This is a genomic window from Eikenella longinqua (assembly GCF_001648355.1).
In the GTDB taxonomy this organism is placed as follows: domain Bacteria; phylum Pseudomonadota; class Gammaproteobacteria; order Burkholderiales; family Neisseriaceae; genus Eikenella; species Eikenella longinqua.
Genome location: NZ_LXSL01000032.1, coordinates 86,549 through 103,457, shown reverse-complemented (window position 1 = coordinate 103,457; position 16,909 = coordinate 86,549). Strand labels below are relative to the sequence as shown.

The 16,909-nt window shown below is 53.9% G+C and carries 16 protein-coding genes; 9 read left to right on the top strand and 7 right to left on the bottom strand.

The annotated features are described in order from the left end of the window. Positions 1 to 9: 9 nt before the first annotated feature. From A7P95_RS10440 to rlmD, 6 genes are all read left to right on the top strand, one after another. Positions 10 to 1,242, top strand: a complete 1,233-nt coding sequence (locus A7P95_RS10440) for a type II secretion system F family protein (protein ID WP_067595048.1) — start codon at positions 10 to 12, stop codon at positions 1,240 to 1,242. Between the two features lie 94 nt (positions 1,243 to 1,336). After that, a complete protein-coding gene (locus A7P95_RS10435) occupies positions 1,337 to 2,194 on the top strand; it encodes a prepilin peptidase (RefSeq protein ID WP_067595045.1) in 858 nt (285 codons plus the stop codon). A gap of 1 nt (position 2,195) precedes the next feature. Continuing rightward, positions 2,196 to 2,801: a dephospho-CoA kinase gene (gene coaE / locus A7P95_RS10430; RefSeq protein ID WP_067595042.1), complete on the top strand. Its 606-nt coding sequence runs from the start codon at positions 2,196 to 2,198 to the stop codon at positions 2,799 to 2,801. A gap of 3 nt (positions 2,802 to 2,804) precedes the next feature. Beyond that, complete coding sequence (gene zapD / locus A7P95_RS10425; protein ID WP_067595039.1) at positions 2,805 to 3,581, top strand: cell division protein ZapD; 777 nt, start codon at positions 2,805 to 2,807, stop codon at positions 3,579 to 3,581. Next, positions 3,578 to 3,760: a DNA gyrase inhibitor YacG gene (gene yacG / locus A7P95_RS10420; protein WP_067595036.1), complete on the top strand. Its 183-nt coding sequence runs from the start codon at positions 3,578 to 3,580 to the stop codon at positions 3,758 to 3,760. Before zapD ends, yacG begins: the two co-directional genes overlap by 4 nt. Positions 3,761 to 3,880: 120 nt before the next feature. Next, a complete protein-coding gene (gene rlmD / locus A7P95_RS10415) occupies positions 3,881 to 5,173 on the top strand; it encodes a 23S rRNA (uracil(1939)-C(5))-methyltransferase RlmD (RefSeq protein ID WP_067595034.1) in 1,293 nt (430 codons plus the stop codon). A 259-nt stretch (positions 5,174 to 5,432) separates the two neighbouring features. On the opposite strand, the gene A7P95_RS12050 is transcribed toward rlmD, so the two are convergent. Further along, positions 5,433 to 5,657: a hypothetical protein gene (locus tag A7P95_RS12050; RefSeq protein WP_156503589.1), complete on the bottom strand. Its 225-nt coding sequence runs from the start codon at positions 5,655 to 5,657 to the stop codon at positions 5,433 to 5,435. Between A7P95_RS12050 and A7P95_RS10410 the strand changes: the two genes are divergently transcribed. Then, positions 5,656 to 6,693, top strand: a complete 1,038-nt coding sequence (locus tag A7P95_RS10410) for an ACP S-malonyltransferase (RefSeq protein WP_067595032.1) — start codon at positions 5,656 to 5,658, stop codon at positions 6,691 to 6,693. The two genes, A7P95_RS12050 and A7P95_RS10410, sit on opposite strands and share 2 nt — an antisense overlap. 236 nt (positions 6,694 to 6,929) lie before the next feature. Here the strand turns inward: A7P95_RS10410 and A7P95_RS11345 are convergent, their stop codons facing one another. Genes A7P95_RS11345 through uvrA form a run of 3 tightly spaced genes read right to left on the bottom strand, consistent with a single transcriptional unit; the run spans position 6,930 to position 11,484 of the window. Then, positions 6,930 to 8,294, bottom strand: a complete 1,365-nt coding sequence (locus A7P95_RS11345; protein WP_245636605.1) for an NACHT domain-containing protein — start codon at positions 8,292 to 8,294, stop codon at positions 6,930 to 6,932. After that, the gene (locus A7P95_RS11820; RefSeq protein WP_156503588.1) at positions 8,291 to 8,608 is read right to left on the bottom strand and encodes a hypothetical protein; all 318 of its coding nucleotides are present in this window, start codon (positions 8,606 to 8,608) and stop codon (positions 8,291 to 8,293) included. Before A7P95_RS11820 ends, A7P95_RS11345 begins: the two co-directional genes overlap by 4 nt. Further along, complete coding sequence (gene uvrA, locus A7P95_RS10400) at positions 8,605 to 11,484, bottom strand: excinuclease ABC subunit UvrA (RefSeq protein WP_067595026.1); 2,880 nt, start codon at positions 11,482 to 11,484, stop codon at positions 8,605 to 8,607. Before uvrA ends, A7P95_RS11820 begins: the two co-directional genes overlap by 4 nt. A 345-nt stretch (positions 11,485 to 11,829) precedes the next feature. Between uvrA and mnmG the strand changes: the two genes are divergently transcribed. Next, entirely contained in the window at positions 11,830 to 13,725 is a 1,896-nt protein-coding gene (gene mnmG / locus A7P95_RS10395) for a tRNA uridine-5-carboxymethylaminomethyl(34) synthesis enzyme MnmG (protein WP_067595023.1), read from the top strand. Between the two features lie 96 nt (positions 13,726 to 13,821). Here the strand turns inward: mnmG and tfpZ are convergent, their stop codons facing one another. From tfpZ to A7P95_RS12275, 3 genes are all read right to left on the bottom strand, one after another. Next, positions 13,822 to 14,562, bottom strand: coding sequence for a TfpX/TfpZ family type IV pilin accessory protein (gene tfpZ, locus A7P95_RS10390; protein ID WP_067595020.1), 741 nt, complete (start codon positions 14,560 to 14,562; stop codon positions 13,822 to 13,824). A 43-nt stretch (positions 14,563 to 14,605) separates the two neighbouring features. Further along, positions 14,606 to 15,034, bottom strand: a complete 429-nt coding sequence (locus A7P95_RS10385) for a pilin (protein WP_425387473.1) — start codon at positions 15,032 to 15,034, stop codon at positions 14,606 to 14,608. Positions 15,035 to 15,161: 127 nt separating this feature from the next. Beyond that, positions 15,162 to 15,608, bottom strand: coding sequence for a pilin (locus A7P95_RS12275; protein ID WP_067595015.1), 447 nt, complete (start codon positions 15,606 to 15,608; stop codon positions 15,162 to 15,164). Between the two features lie 609 nt (positions 15,609 to 16,217). Between A7P95_RS12275 and tsaA the strand changes: the two genes are divergently transcribed. After that, entirely contained in the window at positions 16,218 to 16,898 is a 681-nt protein-coding gene (gene tsaA, locus A7P95_RS10375) for a tRNA (N6-threonylcarbamoyladenosine(37)-N6)-methyltransferase TrmO (protein ID WP_067595268.1), read from the top strand. The last annotated feature ends 11 nt before the right edge of the window (positions 16,899 to 16,909 follow it).

The window sequence follows — 16,909 nt, the reverse complement described above, 5'->3', positions numbered from 1 at the left end:
GGAATCATCATGGCTGTAAAAAATACCAAATCCACAAAAAAGCAAACCGGACTGAGTTTTGAGTTTGAAGGCCGTCACATGGAAACCGAGCAGATGGTGCGCGGCGAAGTTGTGGCCAAAGACGAACAAGACGCCCGTGCCAAACTGGCTCGTCGCCGAATTAAAGTCATCAGCTTAAGCAAAAAGAAAAAAGTTCGTGAGAAAAAAATCACTCAAGCTGACATTACCGTATTTACCCGCCAGCTGGCCACCATGATGAAAGCCGGCTTGCCGGTGATGCAAGCATTTGATATTGTGGCGAAAGGCCATTCAAACGCCTCCATGACTAAACTTTTGATGGAAGTGCGTAACGACATTGAGCAAGGTACTTCCATGGCCAATGCTTTCCGCAAGCATCCCAAGTATTTCGATGATTTTTATTGCAACTTGGTGGATGCGGGTGAGGCTGGCGGTGTGCTGGAAAACTTATTGGATAAGCTAGCCGTCTATAAAGAAAAAACCCTTGCTATTAAGAAAAAAATTAAGAGTGCCCTGACTTACCCGATCGCAGTAGTTGTGGTAGCTATTGTGCTGGTTATGATTATGATGATGTTCGTATTGCCTGAGTTTAAAAAGGTATACGACGGCATGAACGCCCCTATGCCTGCGCTCACGCAATTCATGATGGGCATTTCGGATTTTATGGTGTCTTGGGGCTGGTTGGTCATTATCGGTATGGTCGGAGCGGTAGCTGGCTTTATCCAGTGGCATAAACGCTCTCCGGATTTACAAAAACGAGTAGACGGCATGCTATTGAAACTTCCTGTTTTCGGCAATATTGTAGAAAAAGGTACCATTGCCCGCTGGGCGCGTACTACCGCCACCCTGTTTACAGCTGGCGTTCCCTTGGTGGAAGCACTTGATTCTGTGGGCGGTGCTTCAGGCAACATTATCTATGAGGAAGCCACCCGCAGCATCCGCAACCAAGTTAATCAAGGTACCTCGCTAACCAGCGCCATGAACTCCACAAACCTATTCCCCAATATGGTTCTGCAAATGACTTCTATTGGTGAAGAATCCGGCGCACTGGACGACATGTTGAACAAAGCAGCTGAATTCTATGAAGAAGAAGTAGATGCAGCAGTTGCGACCTTGTCCTCTTTGATGGAACCCATCATCATGGTGGTATTGGGCAGCATCATCGGCGTGATTCTGGTTTCCATGTACCTGCCGCTCTTCAACTTGGGTAACGTAGTCGGCTAGTATTCATCGCTGAAGCATCTTTATATCAATCGTCAAACGGTTTTCAGGTAGCCTTCCCTCGGCAGGCTACCTGAAAACACACTCTCCCATCCCTATGACCAATCTCGAACCCAGCCTGTATATCCCCTTTGCCGCCCTGCTCGGGCTACTGGTAGGCAGTTTTCTCAACGTGGTGATTTACCGCCTACCGGTAATGCTGGAAAAACAATGGCAAGTCGCCGCCAAACAGCATCTCAATCTGCCGCTGGATGAAGAAGACCAAAAGCCGTTCAACCTCAGCACGCCGCCCTCGCGCTGCCCCCAATGCGGCAGTCCGGTGAAACCGTGGCAAAACATCCCCATTATCAGCTTCCTCTTGTTGCGCGGCCGCTGCCACAGCTGCCACACCCCCATCGGTTGGCGCTATCCCGCCGTCGAGCTGCTCACTGGCATCCTGTTCGGCATCGTTGCATGGCGCTACGGCGACACCTATCTCACCCTCGGCGGCCTCGTGTTCACTGCCATTCTGGTGGCGCTCACCTTTATCGACGCCGATACCCAACTGCTGCCCGACCAGCTCACCCTGCCCCTGGTTTGGCTCGGCCTGTTGTTCAACTGGCAGGTCGGCTTCGTGCCCCTGCCCTCGGCTCTGCTCGGCACGGTGGTCGGCTACCTGAGCCTGTGGCTACTGTTCCACCTGTTCAAACTCATCACCGGCAAAGAAGGCATGGGCTACGGCGATTTCAAACTCTTGGCCGCGCTCGGTGCCTGGCTCGGCGTGAGCACCCTGCCTGTGATCGTATTCGTGGCCGCGCTGGTGGGGCTGGTGGCCGCGCTGGTGATGCGTGCCGCCAAAGGCCAGCCCATCGCCTTCGGCCCCGCGTTGGCCATTGCCGGCTGGCTGGTTTTTGCCGCCAACGAGTATATCTTGCAAGGCATTCATTGGTGGCTGCAAAAATCCGGGTTTATCTAACATGACCGCCTGGGTCGGCCTCACCGGCGGCATCGGCAGCGGCAAATCCACCGCCGCCCGCCTGTTTGCCCAACACGGCGTGCCGCTGATTGATGCCGATGCCGTTTCCCGAGCCCTCACCGCAGACGGCGGCGGCGCCCTTCCCGCCATCCGTGATGCCTTCGGCAGCAGCCTGTTCGATTTTTCAGGTAGCCTCAAACGCGCCGACCTGCGCCAGCTCGTATTCCAATCCCCTCAAGCCAAAGCCCGGCTCGAAAGCATCCTCCACCCGCTGATTCTCGCCGACATCCGCGCCCGCCAGCAGCAATTCCCCCAAGCCGCCTACGGCATCATCGAAATCCCCCTACTTGCCGAACAACCTGTTTTCCAAAGCCTTGTGCAGCGCATCCTCCTCATCGATTGCAGTGAAGAAACGCAAATCCGCCGCACTACCGAACGCAGCGGCCTCTCCCGTGATATGATTGCCGGCATTCTGGCCGCCCAAGCCAGCCGCCAGGCGCGGCGCCGCATTGCCGACGACATCATCTGCAACGAAGCCGGCCTGCCCGAGCTCAGCGCTGCCGTGGCGCGCCAGCACCTTATCTACCAACACCTTTTCGGAAGCTGAACCATGTCCGACCTCATCACCTTCGAGCACCCCCTCTCCGAACGCGTGCGCAACTTCCTGCGCCTCGAGCACCTCTTCTCCCGCTTCTACACCACCCGCGACCAACAATCCGCCTGGGCGCACCACGCCGCCCTCGGCACCCTGTTTGAAATCATGGATTGCGCCGCCCGCGCCGAGCTCAAGCTCGACATCCTGCAAGAGCTCGAACGCCAGCGCCAGCAGATTTCCCAATCCGAACGCGAACAATACGACGCCACCCCCGAGCAAGAAGCCCTCTACCAAGCCACCCAAAACCTACAAGAAGTACAGCAGAAATTCGGCCAACACCTGCGCGAAAACGAATGGCTCATGGGCGTGAAGCAGCGCATGCTCGTATCCGGCGGCACCAGCCCCTTCGACCTCCCCTCCTACCACTACTGGCTGCAACTGCCCCACGAGCAGCGCCTCGCCGACCTCAACTGCTGGATCCGCTCCCTCACCCCCACCAGCGAAGCCATCAGCCTGCTCCTGCGCATCCTGCGCCGCAACAGCTACAGCCTCAACTGCTGCGCCGTGCTCGGCAACTACCAAAACGCCAAGCTCGGCAACAACATCCACATGCTCGTCGTCGATGTTGCCCAATCCTGCCAAACCCTGCCTGAAATTTCCGCCAACAAATACTTCACCCACATCCGCTTCACCCAAGCCACCCAAGAAAGCCCCCGCGGCAAACAGCTCGAAGAAAACATCCCCTTCACCCTCAAAATGTGCAGCTTCGACCCCATCACCGACAAACCATGAGCACCCCCACCGTACCCTGCCCCACCTGCCGCCGCCCAGTAGAATGGAGCGAAGCCAGCCCCCACCGCCCCTTTTGCAGCCAACGTTGCAAAATGATCGACCTCGGCACCTGGGCCGACGAAAGCTACCGCATCCCCAGCCAAGAAGAATCCCCCAGCTCCCCCGGCGATCACGAATAGGCGCAAAGGCTACCTGAAAAAGCAAGCTTAGCCTCCAGCAAACCAAACCAACCCCCAAAGGCTACCTGAAAAATCTGCCACCACATTTTTCAGGTAGCCTCATCCTTCCCTAGCCCCACCATGAACACCGCCACCATCCACAACATCGACCACGAAGGCCGCGGCGTCGCCCGCATCCAAGGCAAAACCACCTTCATCACCGGCGCCCTGCCCCAAGAAACCGTTGCCTACCAAATCACCCGCAGCAAAAAACATCACAGCGAAGCCCAAGCCACCCGCATCCTCACCCCCTCCCCCTACCGCACCGCCCCCGCCTGCCCCCACTACAGCCAATGCGGCGGCTGCACCCTCCAACACGCCCACAGCAGCGTGCAAGTCGCCTACAAACAACGCATCCTCGAAGAACAGCTCCAACGCCTCGGCAAAGTCCGCCCCCAATACCTCCTCCCCGCCATCTACGGCCAAGCCTGGGGCTACCGCCACCGCGCCCGCCTCAGCGCCCACCACAGCCAAGGCCAAACCCTCCTCGGCTTCCAAAGCCGCAGCAGCCACCGCATTATCGACATCCACAGCTGCCCCATCCTCGCCCCCCAGCTCTCCGCCCAGCTGGGCAACATCCGCACCCTGCTGCAACAACTCAACCGCCTGCACGCCCCCGTGCGCACCATCGAGCTGCACCACAGCCCCGCCGCCAACGCCCTCACCCTCCACATCCAGCGCCTGCCCCAAGCCGCCCGCGCCCAGCTCATCCAAGCCGCCCAAGCCCTCCCCGCCCACTGGCACATCTGGCTGCAAGCCCCGCAGCAGCCCGCCCGCCCCCTCCTTCCCGAAAGCCCCCAGCTCAGCTACAGCCTGCCCGAATACCAGCTCACCCTGCCCTACCGCCCCGGCGACTTCACCCAAGTCAACCCCGCCGCCAACGCCCTGCTCGTTTCCCGCGCCATGCAGCTGTTGCAGCCCCGGCCCGGCGAGCGCATTGCCGACCTCTTCTGCGGCCTCGGCAACTTCAGCCTGCCCATCGCCGCCGCCGGCGCACACGTTACCGGCATCGAAGGCTCCCCCGCGCTCACTGAACGCGCCGCGCAAAACGCCCGCCTCAACCGCCTCGCCGAACGCACCCGATTTCACAGCGCCGACCTTTTCCAAACCACCGGGCACACCGTCGCCGCCTGGGGCCGCTTCGACAAAATCCTGCTCGACCCGCCCCGCAGCGGCGCCTACGCCCTCGTTCAAGCCCTGCACCCGCCCTATCTGCCGCGCCGCATCGTCTATGTGTCCTGCAACCCCGCCACCTTCGCCCGCGACGCCGCCGTGCTCGTGGGCAAAGGCTACCGCTTCCGCAGCGCCGGCATCGTCAACATGTTCCCGCAAACCGCCCACGTCGAAACCGTCGGCTGCTTCGAGCTGGAATAGCCCGCCCGCACAGCGTGAGGCTACCTGAAAGCGCAGCCTCAACGAAGCGGGCTTCTGCCTTAAAACCGCCAAGGCAGAAGCCCGCTTTGCCCGTTTTAGCTTCGCAAAAACTCACTGCATTCGTTTTAGCTGCGCAGAAACTCACTGCGCTCGTTTTCAGGTAGCCTCTATCACACCCACACGCCTCCCAAAAGCACCCAATCTTTGACCTAACACAGCACCCGCCGCCGCCACAGTCAGTATAGTCACTCTAAGCAGTTTATTCGCCGGCACCAATTGGCATCTTGCGGACGGCACAGGAGAAGACCTTGGCAAAACCCCGGATTTGAGCGCAGTTCAAAGCGATAGTATCGCAAACGCGCAGACATACCGTGCGGGTAGTCAAGCGTTTGAGAAGCGCATCGCGCAGAAATGCGCCAAAGGCGGGGAATTTGCAAAGGTCTTCAGCCGTTTGAAATCCACCACTTACGGGAGCAAACATCATGACTGAACAAAAACGCCTACTTGAACAACTGCACAGTCAACCCTTCGCCCTCTGCTTTTCCGGGCAGGGCTTCGATTGGATCAGCACCCTGCGCGAGGCTTTGGCAGAAGGCGCGCGGAGCAAGGCAAACGAAATCACCGCCGCCGCCGCCCAAATCCTGGCGCCCGTGGCAGAGCAGCTTGCCGCCGCCCGCCCGCAGGGTTTCGAGCCGATAAAATGGGCGGAAAACGGCGCGGACGGCATCGATTTGGTGCGTGCCGCCGTGAGCGCGCCCAGCATTTTCCTTGCGCAAATCGCCAATCTGCACACGCTGGAAGCGCGCGGGCTGGACAGCGGCAAGGCAGCCGGCGTGATCGGGCATTCGCAGGGCATACTCGGGCGTTATCTGATACGCGAGCCGCAGCACACCGCCAAATTGCTGGCCTTGGCCGAACTGGTCGGCGCGGCCGCCACGCTGCAAGGGCGCAAAACCGGCATGTATCTGCACGACGGCAATCATCCGATGGTGATGGTGCAGGGCGTGAGCCGCGGACAGATTGCCGCCGTGATTGACGAACTGTATCCCGAAGATAAAGCGCATCCGGCAGACCGCCCGTGTATCGGCTTGCAGAACAGCGCGGACGGTTTTGTCGTCAGCGGCAAGCCCGAATCGGTGGCGCGCGTGTGCGGCGTGTTGTCGGACACGGTGAAAGACGCAAACGGCCAAACGCCTGAAAACCTGCTGTGGCGGCTGGACGTGGAAGTCGGCTTCCACCACCCCGCCATGCTGCCCGCCGTGGCGCAAGTGGCCGAATGGGCGGCCGCCTGCGGTTTGGACGCGGAACAGGCGCGCGGCATTGCGCACAATATCCTGATGGATCCGGTGGACTGGGTGGCCGAATGCCGCAGCATGGCTGCGCTGGGCGTGCGGTGGATTTTGGAAATCGGCCCATCCGGCGGCGTGGCCATGCTGACGCAGGCCGTGCTGGACGGTGCAGGAATCGAAGTGCTGGATGTTTCCGGCGCGGAAGGCAAGGCGGCATTGTTTGGCGGATAACGGCGGTTTCTGCTTTTTGAACCTGCGGCTGCCGCCAAATTAAGAAAAGGCTACCTGAAAACGAACGAAGTGAGTTTTAACTTCGTTGAAACTCACGCTTTCAGGTAGCTTTAGATGGCAAACTGCAAACTAGACAGCCGCGTGCGTGCGTACCGCACACACGGTGGTTTAGGATGCAGACTACAGCTTGCTTTGGATTGATGTGGAAGCCGTATCTATATTCAAGACTGTCGATTTTATAATGTATGTAAATCAAAATCTACCACTAAACCTGGAGAAAATCTTTTCCGATTTGCTTTCTGTTTATTTTGCAATTCACTTTCTAAATCTAAAGCATATTTTTCTAAATAAGATATTACATCATCAACCATTTTACTATCTGTTTCAGAAAATTCTTTACCATCAGGAAAGAACCTATTTCTAATCCTATTGGTAGCGTACCAGTTACCTACTTTAAATTTATTTTTAAAGATATTTTCTATTTTTTTATAAACAGGAAGGTCGCAAGAATTTTTGTATCTATCAAGAAATTCTCTTATTACTGGCAATTCGATATTTTCAATAAAAGAAAATTTATCAATTTCTTGTAAGAAAAATACGCAAGAATAGAATTCTGCATATCTATTTTCAATGATATTAGAATAAAAATATTCTTTATTTTTGGCTTCTTGCTCTGAAATATATAGTGCAGCATAAAAATCTTGAATACTTCTATGTAAAAACATAAATTGATCATTTTTATGCGCATTAACAATAAAGCAAATTACTTTGGTGTATTCATCAAAAACTTCATCTGGTGTAACTCTACTTTGCAAGCCTAGGTCATTAATGGCTGATTTTAGATGAAATAGACATCTGGTTTTGTCAAAAGTCAATTCAGAGTAATCTTTTGTATCAAAGCAAAATAATTTAAATATATCTAAAAGCTCACTATCCCCTAGTGAACTTTTTCTTTCTCTACGAAAGTTATTTTTTGTAATATCATGCCTAGTAAAAGCAACTTGAAATAAATCAGTAAAAAATTCTTTTAAATTTTTAGCTGGGGTATATTTTGATTGAAGCCTTAGAATATATAAAATTACCATTAAAGGCGTCTGCAATAAGTTTTTAATTTCAGTTTCACTATTTTCTATTTGGGATATAATTTCTTGAATTTCAATTTCATTCTCTTCCAAATTAAATTCTAATGAGTCTTTATTTTTTTGAGTAATTAATTTTTTAATTAATTCCGCTTGGTCTTCAAACTGGTACTTATCTAATTCTAATTTATATAGTTGCTCTGATGCATATTCAGCATAATACTCTGGCCTGGAAGATAAAATAATATGAAATTTTGAATATAACAATAATTTTTTTAAGTTTTTGATAAATGTTTCTGATACTTTATAGCTCATTTCATCAAATCCATCAAAAATCAAATAAATATTATCTGTCTCCGATAGTTTAAAAAACAAATCTTTAGATATATCATCTTGTTTTGTAATATCTTTTAATAAATCAATTAAATTATTTATTAGATCATCATTTTCTTTTAAAAATCTTAATTCATAGAATAATACAAGCTTCCCTTCTGAAATTAAATCTAAAGATAGCTTTTTCAAAAAAATAGATTTCCCTTGCCCCATTTGACCAAGTAATAAAATATTTTTTGCGCTATTAAGTCTATAAATTTTTCATGTGTTACTTCTGTTTTATTTGGCATTAAAATCCTTGGTTCATGATAAAATTCAGAAATTAATATAGGTTTATCATTTCCATATAATGTTTTAGTATATGATAGAAGATTAATGTATGGCAAAATATCAGACTTTTCTATAGCTTTAATTTTAAGATAACCTTTAAATCTTTCTGAAAGTGTTTTAATTAATTTCTCAGAAATAGGTTCTACAACTTTTTGCAAAATAGAATCTATCATAGACCAGCTCCTCTAATTATTTTATTCAAATGCTTCCCAGTATAACTCCCCTTAACCTTCGCCACTTCCTCGGGGCTACCACAAGCAATAATCCTCCCCCCGCCATCTCCCCCTTCCGGCCCCAAATCCACAATCCAATCCGCAGTTTTAATCACATCCAGATTATGCTCGATAATCACAATCGAGTTGCCTTTGCCTTTCAGACGACCTATGACTTCCAGCAGCATGGCGATGTCGGCGAAGTGCAGGCCGGTGGTGGGTTCGTCGAGGATGTAGAGCGTTCTGCCGGTGTCGCGTTTGGAGAGTTCGAGGGCGAGTTTGACGCGTTGGGCTTCGCCGCCGGAGAGGGTGGTGGCGGATTGGCCGAGGCGGATGTAGCCGAGCCCTACGTCCATAAGGGTTTGCAGTTTGCGCGATACGGTGGGGACGGCGTCGAAAAATTCGCGGGCTTCTTCGACGGTCATGTCGAGGACTTGGCTGATGTTTTTGCCTTTGTATTGGATTTCGAGCGTTTCGCGGTTGTAGCGTTTGCCGTGGCAGACTTCGCAGGGGACGTACACGTCGGGCAGGAAGTGCATTTCGACTTTAATCACGCCGTCGCCTTGGCAGGCTTCGCAGCGGCCGCCTTTAACGTTGAAGGAGAATCTGCCGACGTTGTAGCCGCGTTCGCGCGAGAGGGGTACGCCGGCGAAGAGTTCGCGGATGGGGGTGAAGAGACCCGTGTAGGTGGCGGGGTTGGAGCGCGGGGTTCTGCCGATGGGGGATTGATCGACGTTGATGACTTTGTCGAGATGTTCGAGGCCGTGGATGTCGTCATACGGGGCGGGTTCTTCTTGGGCGCGGTTGAGTTCGCGGGCGGTGATTTTGGCGAGGGTGTCGTTAATCAGGGTGGATTTGCCGCTGCCTGAAACGCCGGTAATACAGGTAATCAAACCGAGCGGCAATTCGAGGGTTACGTTTTTGAGGTTGTTGCCGCGCGCGCCTTTGAGGATGAGCATTCGGTCGGGATTAACGGGCGTGCGTTTTTCAGGTAGCCTGATGGATTTTTTGCCGCTTAAATATTGTCCGGTAACGGATTGTTCGCATTTGGCAACGTTTTCGGGCGTGTCGGCAATCAGTACGTTGCCGCCGTGTTCGCCCGCGCCCGGGCCCATATCGACGACGAAATCGGCTTCGCGGATGGCGTCTTCGTCGTGTTCGACCACAATCACGCTGTTGCCCAAATCGCGCAGGCGTTTGAGGGTGGCGAGCAGGCGGTCGTTGTCGCGCTGGTGCAGCCCGATGGAGGGTTCGTCCAAAACGTACATCACGCCGGTCAGACCGCTGCCGATTTGGCTGGCGAGGCGGATGCGCTGGGCTTCGCCGCCGGAGAGGGTTTCGGCGGAGCGGGAGAGATTGAGGTAATCCAGCCCGACGTTAATCAAAAAGCCGAGCCGTTCGGTGATTTCTTTGAGGATTTTTTCGGCGATTTGTTTTTTGTTGCCGTCCAAATCCAGTGTTTCAAAGAATCGGTGGGTTTTGGTCAGCGGCCAGGCGGAAACTTCGTGCAAAGGTTCGCCGCTGACGTAAACGTAGCGGGCTTCTTTGCGCAAACGCGCGCCGCCGCAGCTTGGGCAGGCGCGGTGGTTTTGGTATTCGCGCAGTTTTTCGCGCACGGTTTCGCTGTCGGTTTCGCGGTAGCGGCGTTCGAGATTGGGGATGATGCCTTCAAAGGCGTGGCTGCGGTTGAAGGTGGTGCCGCGTTCGGACAGGTAAGTGAAATCAATGACTTCTTTGCCCGAGCCGTGCAGCACGACTTTTTTTACTTTTTCAGGTAGCGTTTCCCAAGCAGCCTGCACATCGAAACCGTAATGCCGCGCCAGCGACTGAATCATTTGGAAATAGAACTGGTTGCGCTTGTCCCAGCCGTCAATCGCGCCCGTTGCCAGCGACAATTCGGGATGGGCGACCACTTTTTCGGGGTCGAAGAAATTGGTGTTGCCCAAGCCGTCGCAAGTCGGGCAGGAACCCATCGGGTTGTTGAACGAAAAGAGGCGCGGCTCTAATTCGGGCAGGCTGTACGAACACACGGGGCAGGCGAAACGGGCGGAAAACCAATGCTCTTCGCCGCTGTCCATTTCCATCGCCAGCGCGCGCTCGTTGCCGTGGCGCAGCGCGGTTTCAAAACTTTCCGCCAGCCGCTGCTTGATGTCCGCCTTCACTTTCACGCGGTCAATGACGACATCGATATTGTGCTTGATGTTTTTTTCCAGCTTCGGCACTTCGTCCAACTGATAAACCTCGCCGTCCACGCGCACCCGCGCAAAACCCTGCGCCTGCAAGTCTGCAAAGAAATCGACAAACTCGCCCTTACGCTCGCGCACCGCCGGCGCAAGAATCATCACGCGCGTATCTTCCGGCAGCTTCAACACGGCATCGACCATCTGTGATACGGTTTGGCTGGATAGCGGCAGATTGTGTTCGGGGCAATACGGCGTGCCGACGCGGGCGTACAAAAGGCGCAGATAATCATGGATTTCCGTAACCGTGCCGACGGTGGAACGCGGGTTGTGGCTGGTGGATTTCTGCTCGATGGAAATCGCGGGCGACAGCCCTTCGATCAAATCGACATCGGGCTTGTCCATCATCTGCAAAAACTGCCGCGCATAGGCGGACAGACTCTCGACATAACGCCGCTGCCCTTCGGCATACAGCGTGTCGAACGCCAGCGACGATTTGCCGCTGCCCGACAGCCCCGTTACCACCACCAGCTTGTGGCGCGGGATGTCCAAATCGACGTTTTTCAAATTATGCGTGCGCGCGCCGCGGATGCGGATGGTGTCGTTGTCGCGGGTGTGTGTGGGTTTGCCGTGGTTTTGATGAGGGTGTTTGCACATGATGAAGCCGGAAAATCCAATAAAAAGAAACTGCGTATTGTAGCACTTTCAGCCAGCCTCTTGCCCCGCGCCGCCAGCCGGAAAGGCTACCTGAAAACATGCGCTGCAACAGAGTAAAACGAGCGAAGCGAGTTTCCACAACGCCCAAACCCACGGTGCCGAATTTTTCAGGTAGCCTCTGCTGGGCTAGGGGCTACCTGAAAAATCATCAGACATACCGCCAAACAAGCCCTGCGCGCACACTCGTCCTCCCCATTGAGGCTACCTGAAAATTTCAGGTGGCCTCATTCGGCGGCAAAACCGCGTATAATCGCTCGATTTTCGTTATCCAACCCAACACACACCATGCCCACCATCACCTACCCCAAAACCTACGACGTCATCGTCGTCGGCGGCGGACACGCCGGCACGGAAGCCGCGCTTGCCGCCGCACGCATGGGCGCGCAGACGCTTTTGCTCACACACAACATCGAAACACTCGGACAAATGTCGTGCAACCCTTCCATCGGCGGCATCGGCAAAGGGCATTTGGTGCGCGAAGTCGATGCGCTCGGCGGCGCGATAGCGTTGGCTGCCGATATGTCGGGCATCCAGTTCCGCCGCCTGAACGCCAGCAAAGGCGCGGCGGTGCGTGCCACGCGCGCTCAGGCCGACCGCATTTTGTACAAGGCCGCCATCCGCGAAATGCTGGAAAACCAGGAAAATCTGGAGCTTTTCCAGCAGGCGGTTACTGACATCACGCTCAGCGGCGGACGCGTCTCCGGCGTGTCCACCCAAATGGGGCTGACTTTCCAAGCCCGCGCCGTGGTGCTCACCGCCGGCACGTTTCTCGCCGGCAAAATCCACATCGGTATGGAAAACTACGCAGGCGGCCGCGCGGGCGACCCCGCCGCCCAATCGCTTTCAGGCTGCCTGAAAGAACTGAACCTGCCGCAAGGTCGTCTGAAAACCGGCACGCCGCCGCGCATCGACGGGCGCACCATCGATTTCTCCCAACTTACCGAACAGCCCGGCGACACGCCCGTGCCCGTCATGTCCGTGCGCGGCAGTGCCGATATGCACCCGCGCCAAGTGTCCTGCTGGATTACGCATACCAATTTGAAAACACACGACATTATCCGAAGCGGCTTCGACCGCAGCCCCATGTTTACCGGCAAAATCGAAGGCGTGGGGCCGCGCTATTGCCCGTCTATCGAAGACAAAATCAACCGCTTTGCCGACAAAGACAGCCACCAGATTTTCCTCGAACCCGAAGGCCTGACCACGCACGAATACTACCCCAACGGTATCTCCACCAGCCTGCCGTTCGACATCCAGCTCGCGCTCGTCCGCAGCATGAAAGGCCTGGAAAACGCCCATATCCTGCGCCCCGGCTACGCCATCGAATACGACTACTTCGACCCGCGCAACCTCAAAGCCAGCCTCGAAACCAAAACCATTGCGGGATTGTTTTTTGCCGGACAAATCAACGGCACGACCGGCTACGAAGAAGCCGCCGCACAAGGTTTATTGGCAGGAGCGAACGCCGTGCAGTACGTCCGCGGACAAGACCCGCTCCTGCTGCGCCGCGAACAGGCGTATCTCGGCGTATTGGTGGACGACCTTATCACCAAAGGCGTGAACGAACCCTACCGCATGTTCACCAGCCGCGCCGAATACCGCCTGCAACTGCGCGAAGACAACGCCGATATGCGCCTAACCGAAGACGGCTACAAAATCGGCTTGGTGGGCGAAGCGCAATGGCGCATGTTCAACGAAAAACGCGAAGCCATAGAACGCGAAATACAGCGTTTGAAAACAACGTGGTACACGCCGCAAAGGCTACCTGAAAGCGAGCAAATCCGCGTGTTCGGGCAAAAACTTTCCCGCGAAGCCAACCTGCACGATTTGTTGCGCCGCCCGAATCTGGATTACGCCGCGCTGATGACGCTGCCCGATGCAGAACCCGAGTGCAGGCTGCCTGAAAACGTGGTGGAGCAAGTGGAAATCCAGGTCAAATACCAAGGCTATATCGACCGCCAAAACGAAGAAATCGACAGCCGGCGGGATATTGAGACGTTAAGGCTGCCTGAAAACATTGATTACGGCAAAGTGAAAGGCCTGTCTGCCGAAGTGCAGCAAAAGCTCAACCAGCACAAGCCCGAAACCGTGGGGCAGGCGAGCAGGATTTCGGGGGTTACGCCTGCGGCGGTGGCGTTGCTGATGGTGCATTTGAAGCGGGGGTTTAGGGATGCAAAGTGAGCGCTCAAAAATTTTCAGGTAGCCTTTGAGGCTACCTGAAAAATAAAAGCAGGCTGTTTGGATACTCTTCCAAACAGCCTGTTAATATTCTTTATGCTATTCTTTCCAAGGCCGCAAATCCACGATTCCCAGCACTTGTTTCTGCTTGCTATCCAACAACACAGCCATATCTTCAGCCGGCGCTTTCAGCGGCAGATAGCCATCTGCCTGCGGGTAAGCTGCCAATGCCTGCGCCACCTGCTCTTCCGAATTATATTGCTTCAGCTCTTCCAAGCTATGTTTGCGCTCCTGCATGCCACTCCAGCCATCATTCAGCGGCTGATACAAATCCGCCTGCATGGATGGGGAAATGCCTTCTTGCAGCTCCATAAAGGTTCGCTGGCTTTGCTCAGCCGCATCTTTATATGGCCGCACCGACACCCATTGCGGCGCAAACAAAGAATTAGATTGGTATGCCGGCAAAATCGTTTTCTCTGCCACGCGCACCACCGAATCTGCCTGCACCACTTCAAAGCGCAATGTATCGAATGCAATATACACTGGCCTGCTCACGGCAATGCTGTACATACCGTATAAATAAGCTGCCAATTGCACCGCCGCGATCACGCTCAAATCAAACTTCAGCGTTTTCTTCTCTTTGCTGCTGGCCACCAATAATGTGAGCAGAGGGCCCAACACCACATCAATGCCCAGCATCATCAAGAAGATATGCGTTACCCCCACCGCTTTTTGCAGCGGAGCGGGATGCCACACCCAAAATACCAAGCCGATGCCGATTAAAGCCACCACGGCCGAAATCAGCAAATGGATGCCTGCCGCCTTTAATCTAAATCTCATCACGGTCTGCGCTTTATTTTAAATCTTATCCAACCCATTTCAATTACTGGCATGAGCCCGGCAAGCGCGTTTCGCCTACCGTTCCGCTACATTTCCAAGTGATGATCTGGCGGTTACCTAGGTTTGCGGTTGGGGTAAGAACAACCGTCTTGCCATTATTTGCACCTTTATTGAAGGTTACCGTGATCACTCCATTGTCGGGAGTAATTTGTGTGCCTCCGGCCTGAGAATACTTGCCTTCCAATGCAGTAGCAGTAGCCATAATGGGATTTCCGGCTTTTGGATATTCGCCAGTTAGCCAATAATATGTGCCGATATCGGTTTTCAGCCCTTCTGTGGATTTTAATGCCTCGGCGGCTTGGGCGCGGGCAATATAATCCTGATAGGCTGGCAAAGCGATGGCGGCCAAAATACCAATGATCGCAATTACAATCATCAGCTCAATCAGCGTAAACCCCCTATTTGCACTTATTTTATTCATGATTTATCCAACTATATAATTTTATCTACCATTTTGAGAAATCAGCCCCTCTCCGAACCCGGAGAGGGGCTGCAGGAAACCAACTAAGGATTCCAAGTTAGGTTATCCCACTAAATGATTACTGGCAGCTGGTGGGCATACGGCTCTTGTTAGCGAAGCCAGAGCAGGTCCATTTAGAAATCTGGCCAGTAGCAGCAACTGCGGTCGGTTTGAGTTTCAGAGTCTCACCATCGTTAGCACCAGAACTGAATACGATAGAAATGGAACCATCGGTACTGTCTACAGAAACACCTTTTGCAGCGAAATATTTACCTTCCAGAGCCTGAGCACCATCCAAAATTGCCTTACCGGCGGAAGTGCTGTTATCCGGCCATTTGTTCTGGTCAGCATAGAAAGTAGCAATATCGGTCTGTACGCCGGCGGTAGCTTTGAAGCCTTCAGTAGCCTGAGAGCGGGCAACGTAGTCTTGGTAAGCCGGCAGGGCGATAGCGGCTAGAATACCGATAATGGCGATAACGATCATCAACTCAATCAGGGTAAAACCTTTTTGTACTTGTTTCAACATGACATTTTCCTTGTTAAAAAATGGAACTTACATAAAACCGAATCTTGCGACCCGGGGACTTCAACCAAAAGAAAGGAGACAACTAAACTTCAATTCGGCTAGGCTTGTTTGCCATCGCCACAAGAAAGGTAAAGCAACGGCTGTGCCACAATTTGAAATTTTTGGCGCACATCTTTAGCAGTATATTGATTTATATAGATTTTATATCAATATCAGCTTTGCCGTATTGTCTAAAAATTTTCTTGCCTGCCATTGCCGCGCAGGGAAAACTGACATTTATCGTCAGTTTTTGGCCCTGCTTTTTGCATAGTTTGCCGTTTTAGGGGTTCCGACCTGTCAATTTGCGCGTGCTGCCGATTTTGGGCGGGTTTTTGGTATGGCGGCGGGGAAATGGTTTTCAGGGCGGGAGGCGGGCTTTTGGTTTGCCGCTTTTTTATAGTGGAGGGAATGGCGTTTCAGGTAGCCTTAGCCTGATGCGGCTACCTGAAAATGAGGTTCCGGCTTTGCCTCACAAAGTTTTAGCTGCGCTGAAACTCGGCTTCGGCTTTGCCGAAACCTCGTTTTCAGGTAACCTTTTGGCTGTGTTGTGTCTATATATAGGGTGTGATGATGTGTGATATTTATTCTTTGCGGGCGGTGGGGTTTGTGCGTTCGCCTTATAAGCAGAAGTTTGGGGTGCCGCGCCAGCCGGGCTTGGTGCCGGCGGCGGGGGTGTGTATTGAGCTGCTGCCGGAGTTTTCGGCGGATTGTGTGCGGGGGCTGGAGCTTTTCAGCCATGTGTGGGTGCAGTTTGTGTTTCACGGGGTGGCGGGGGCGGGCTGGCAGCCTTTGGTGCGGCCGCCGCGTTTGGGCGGCAACCGGAAGATGGGGGTGTTTGCCACGCGCAGCCCGTTTCGGCCAAACCCGCTGGGGCTTTCGCTGCTGAAGCTGGAACGGATTGATACGGAGGGCGGGGTACGGCTGTGGTGCGGCGGGGCAGATTTGCTGGATAGCACGCCGGTGTTGGATATTAAGCCGTATCTGCCGTTTGTGGAGGCGAAGCCGGATGCGGCGGCGGGCTTTGCGCCTGCGCCGCCGGTGCCGCTGCGGGTGGTGTGGGCGGAAGGGGCGGGGAAGGATGAGCTGCCGCCGGAAATCTGCCTGCTGGTGGAGCAGAGCATTGCGCAAGACCCGCGCCCGGCTTATCAGGATGCGCCGCTGCGGGTGTATAAGATGGCGGTGGGGAGCTGGGAGGTGGCGTTTCGGATTGAGGGGGAGACGGCGGTGGTGGAAGGGGTGGAAGAGGTTTGAGCGGAGGGAAG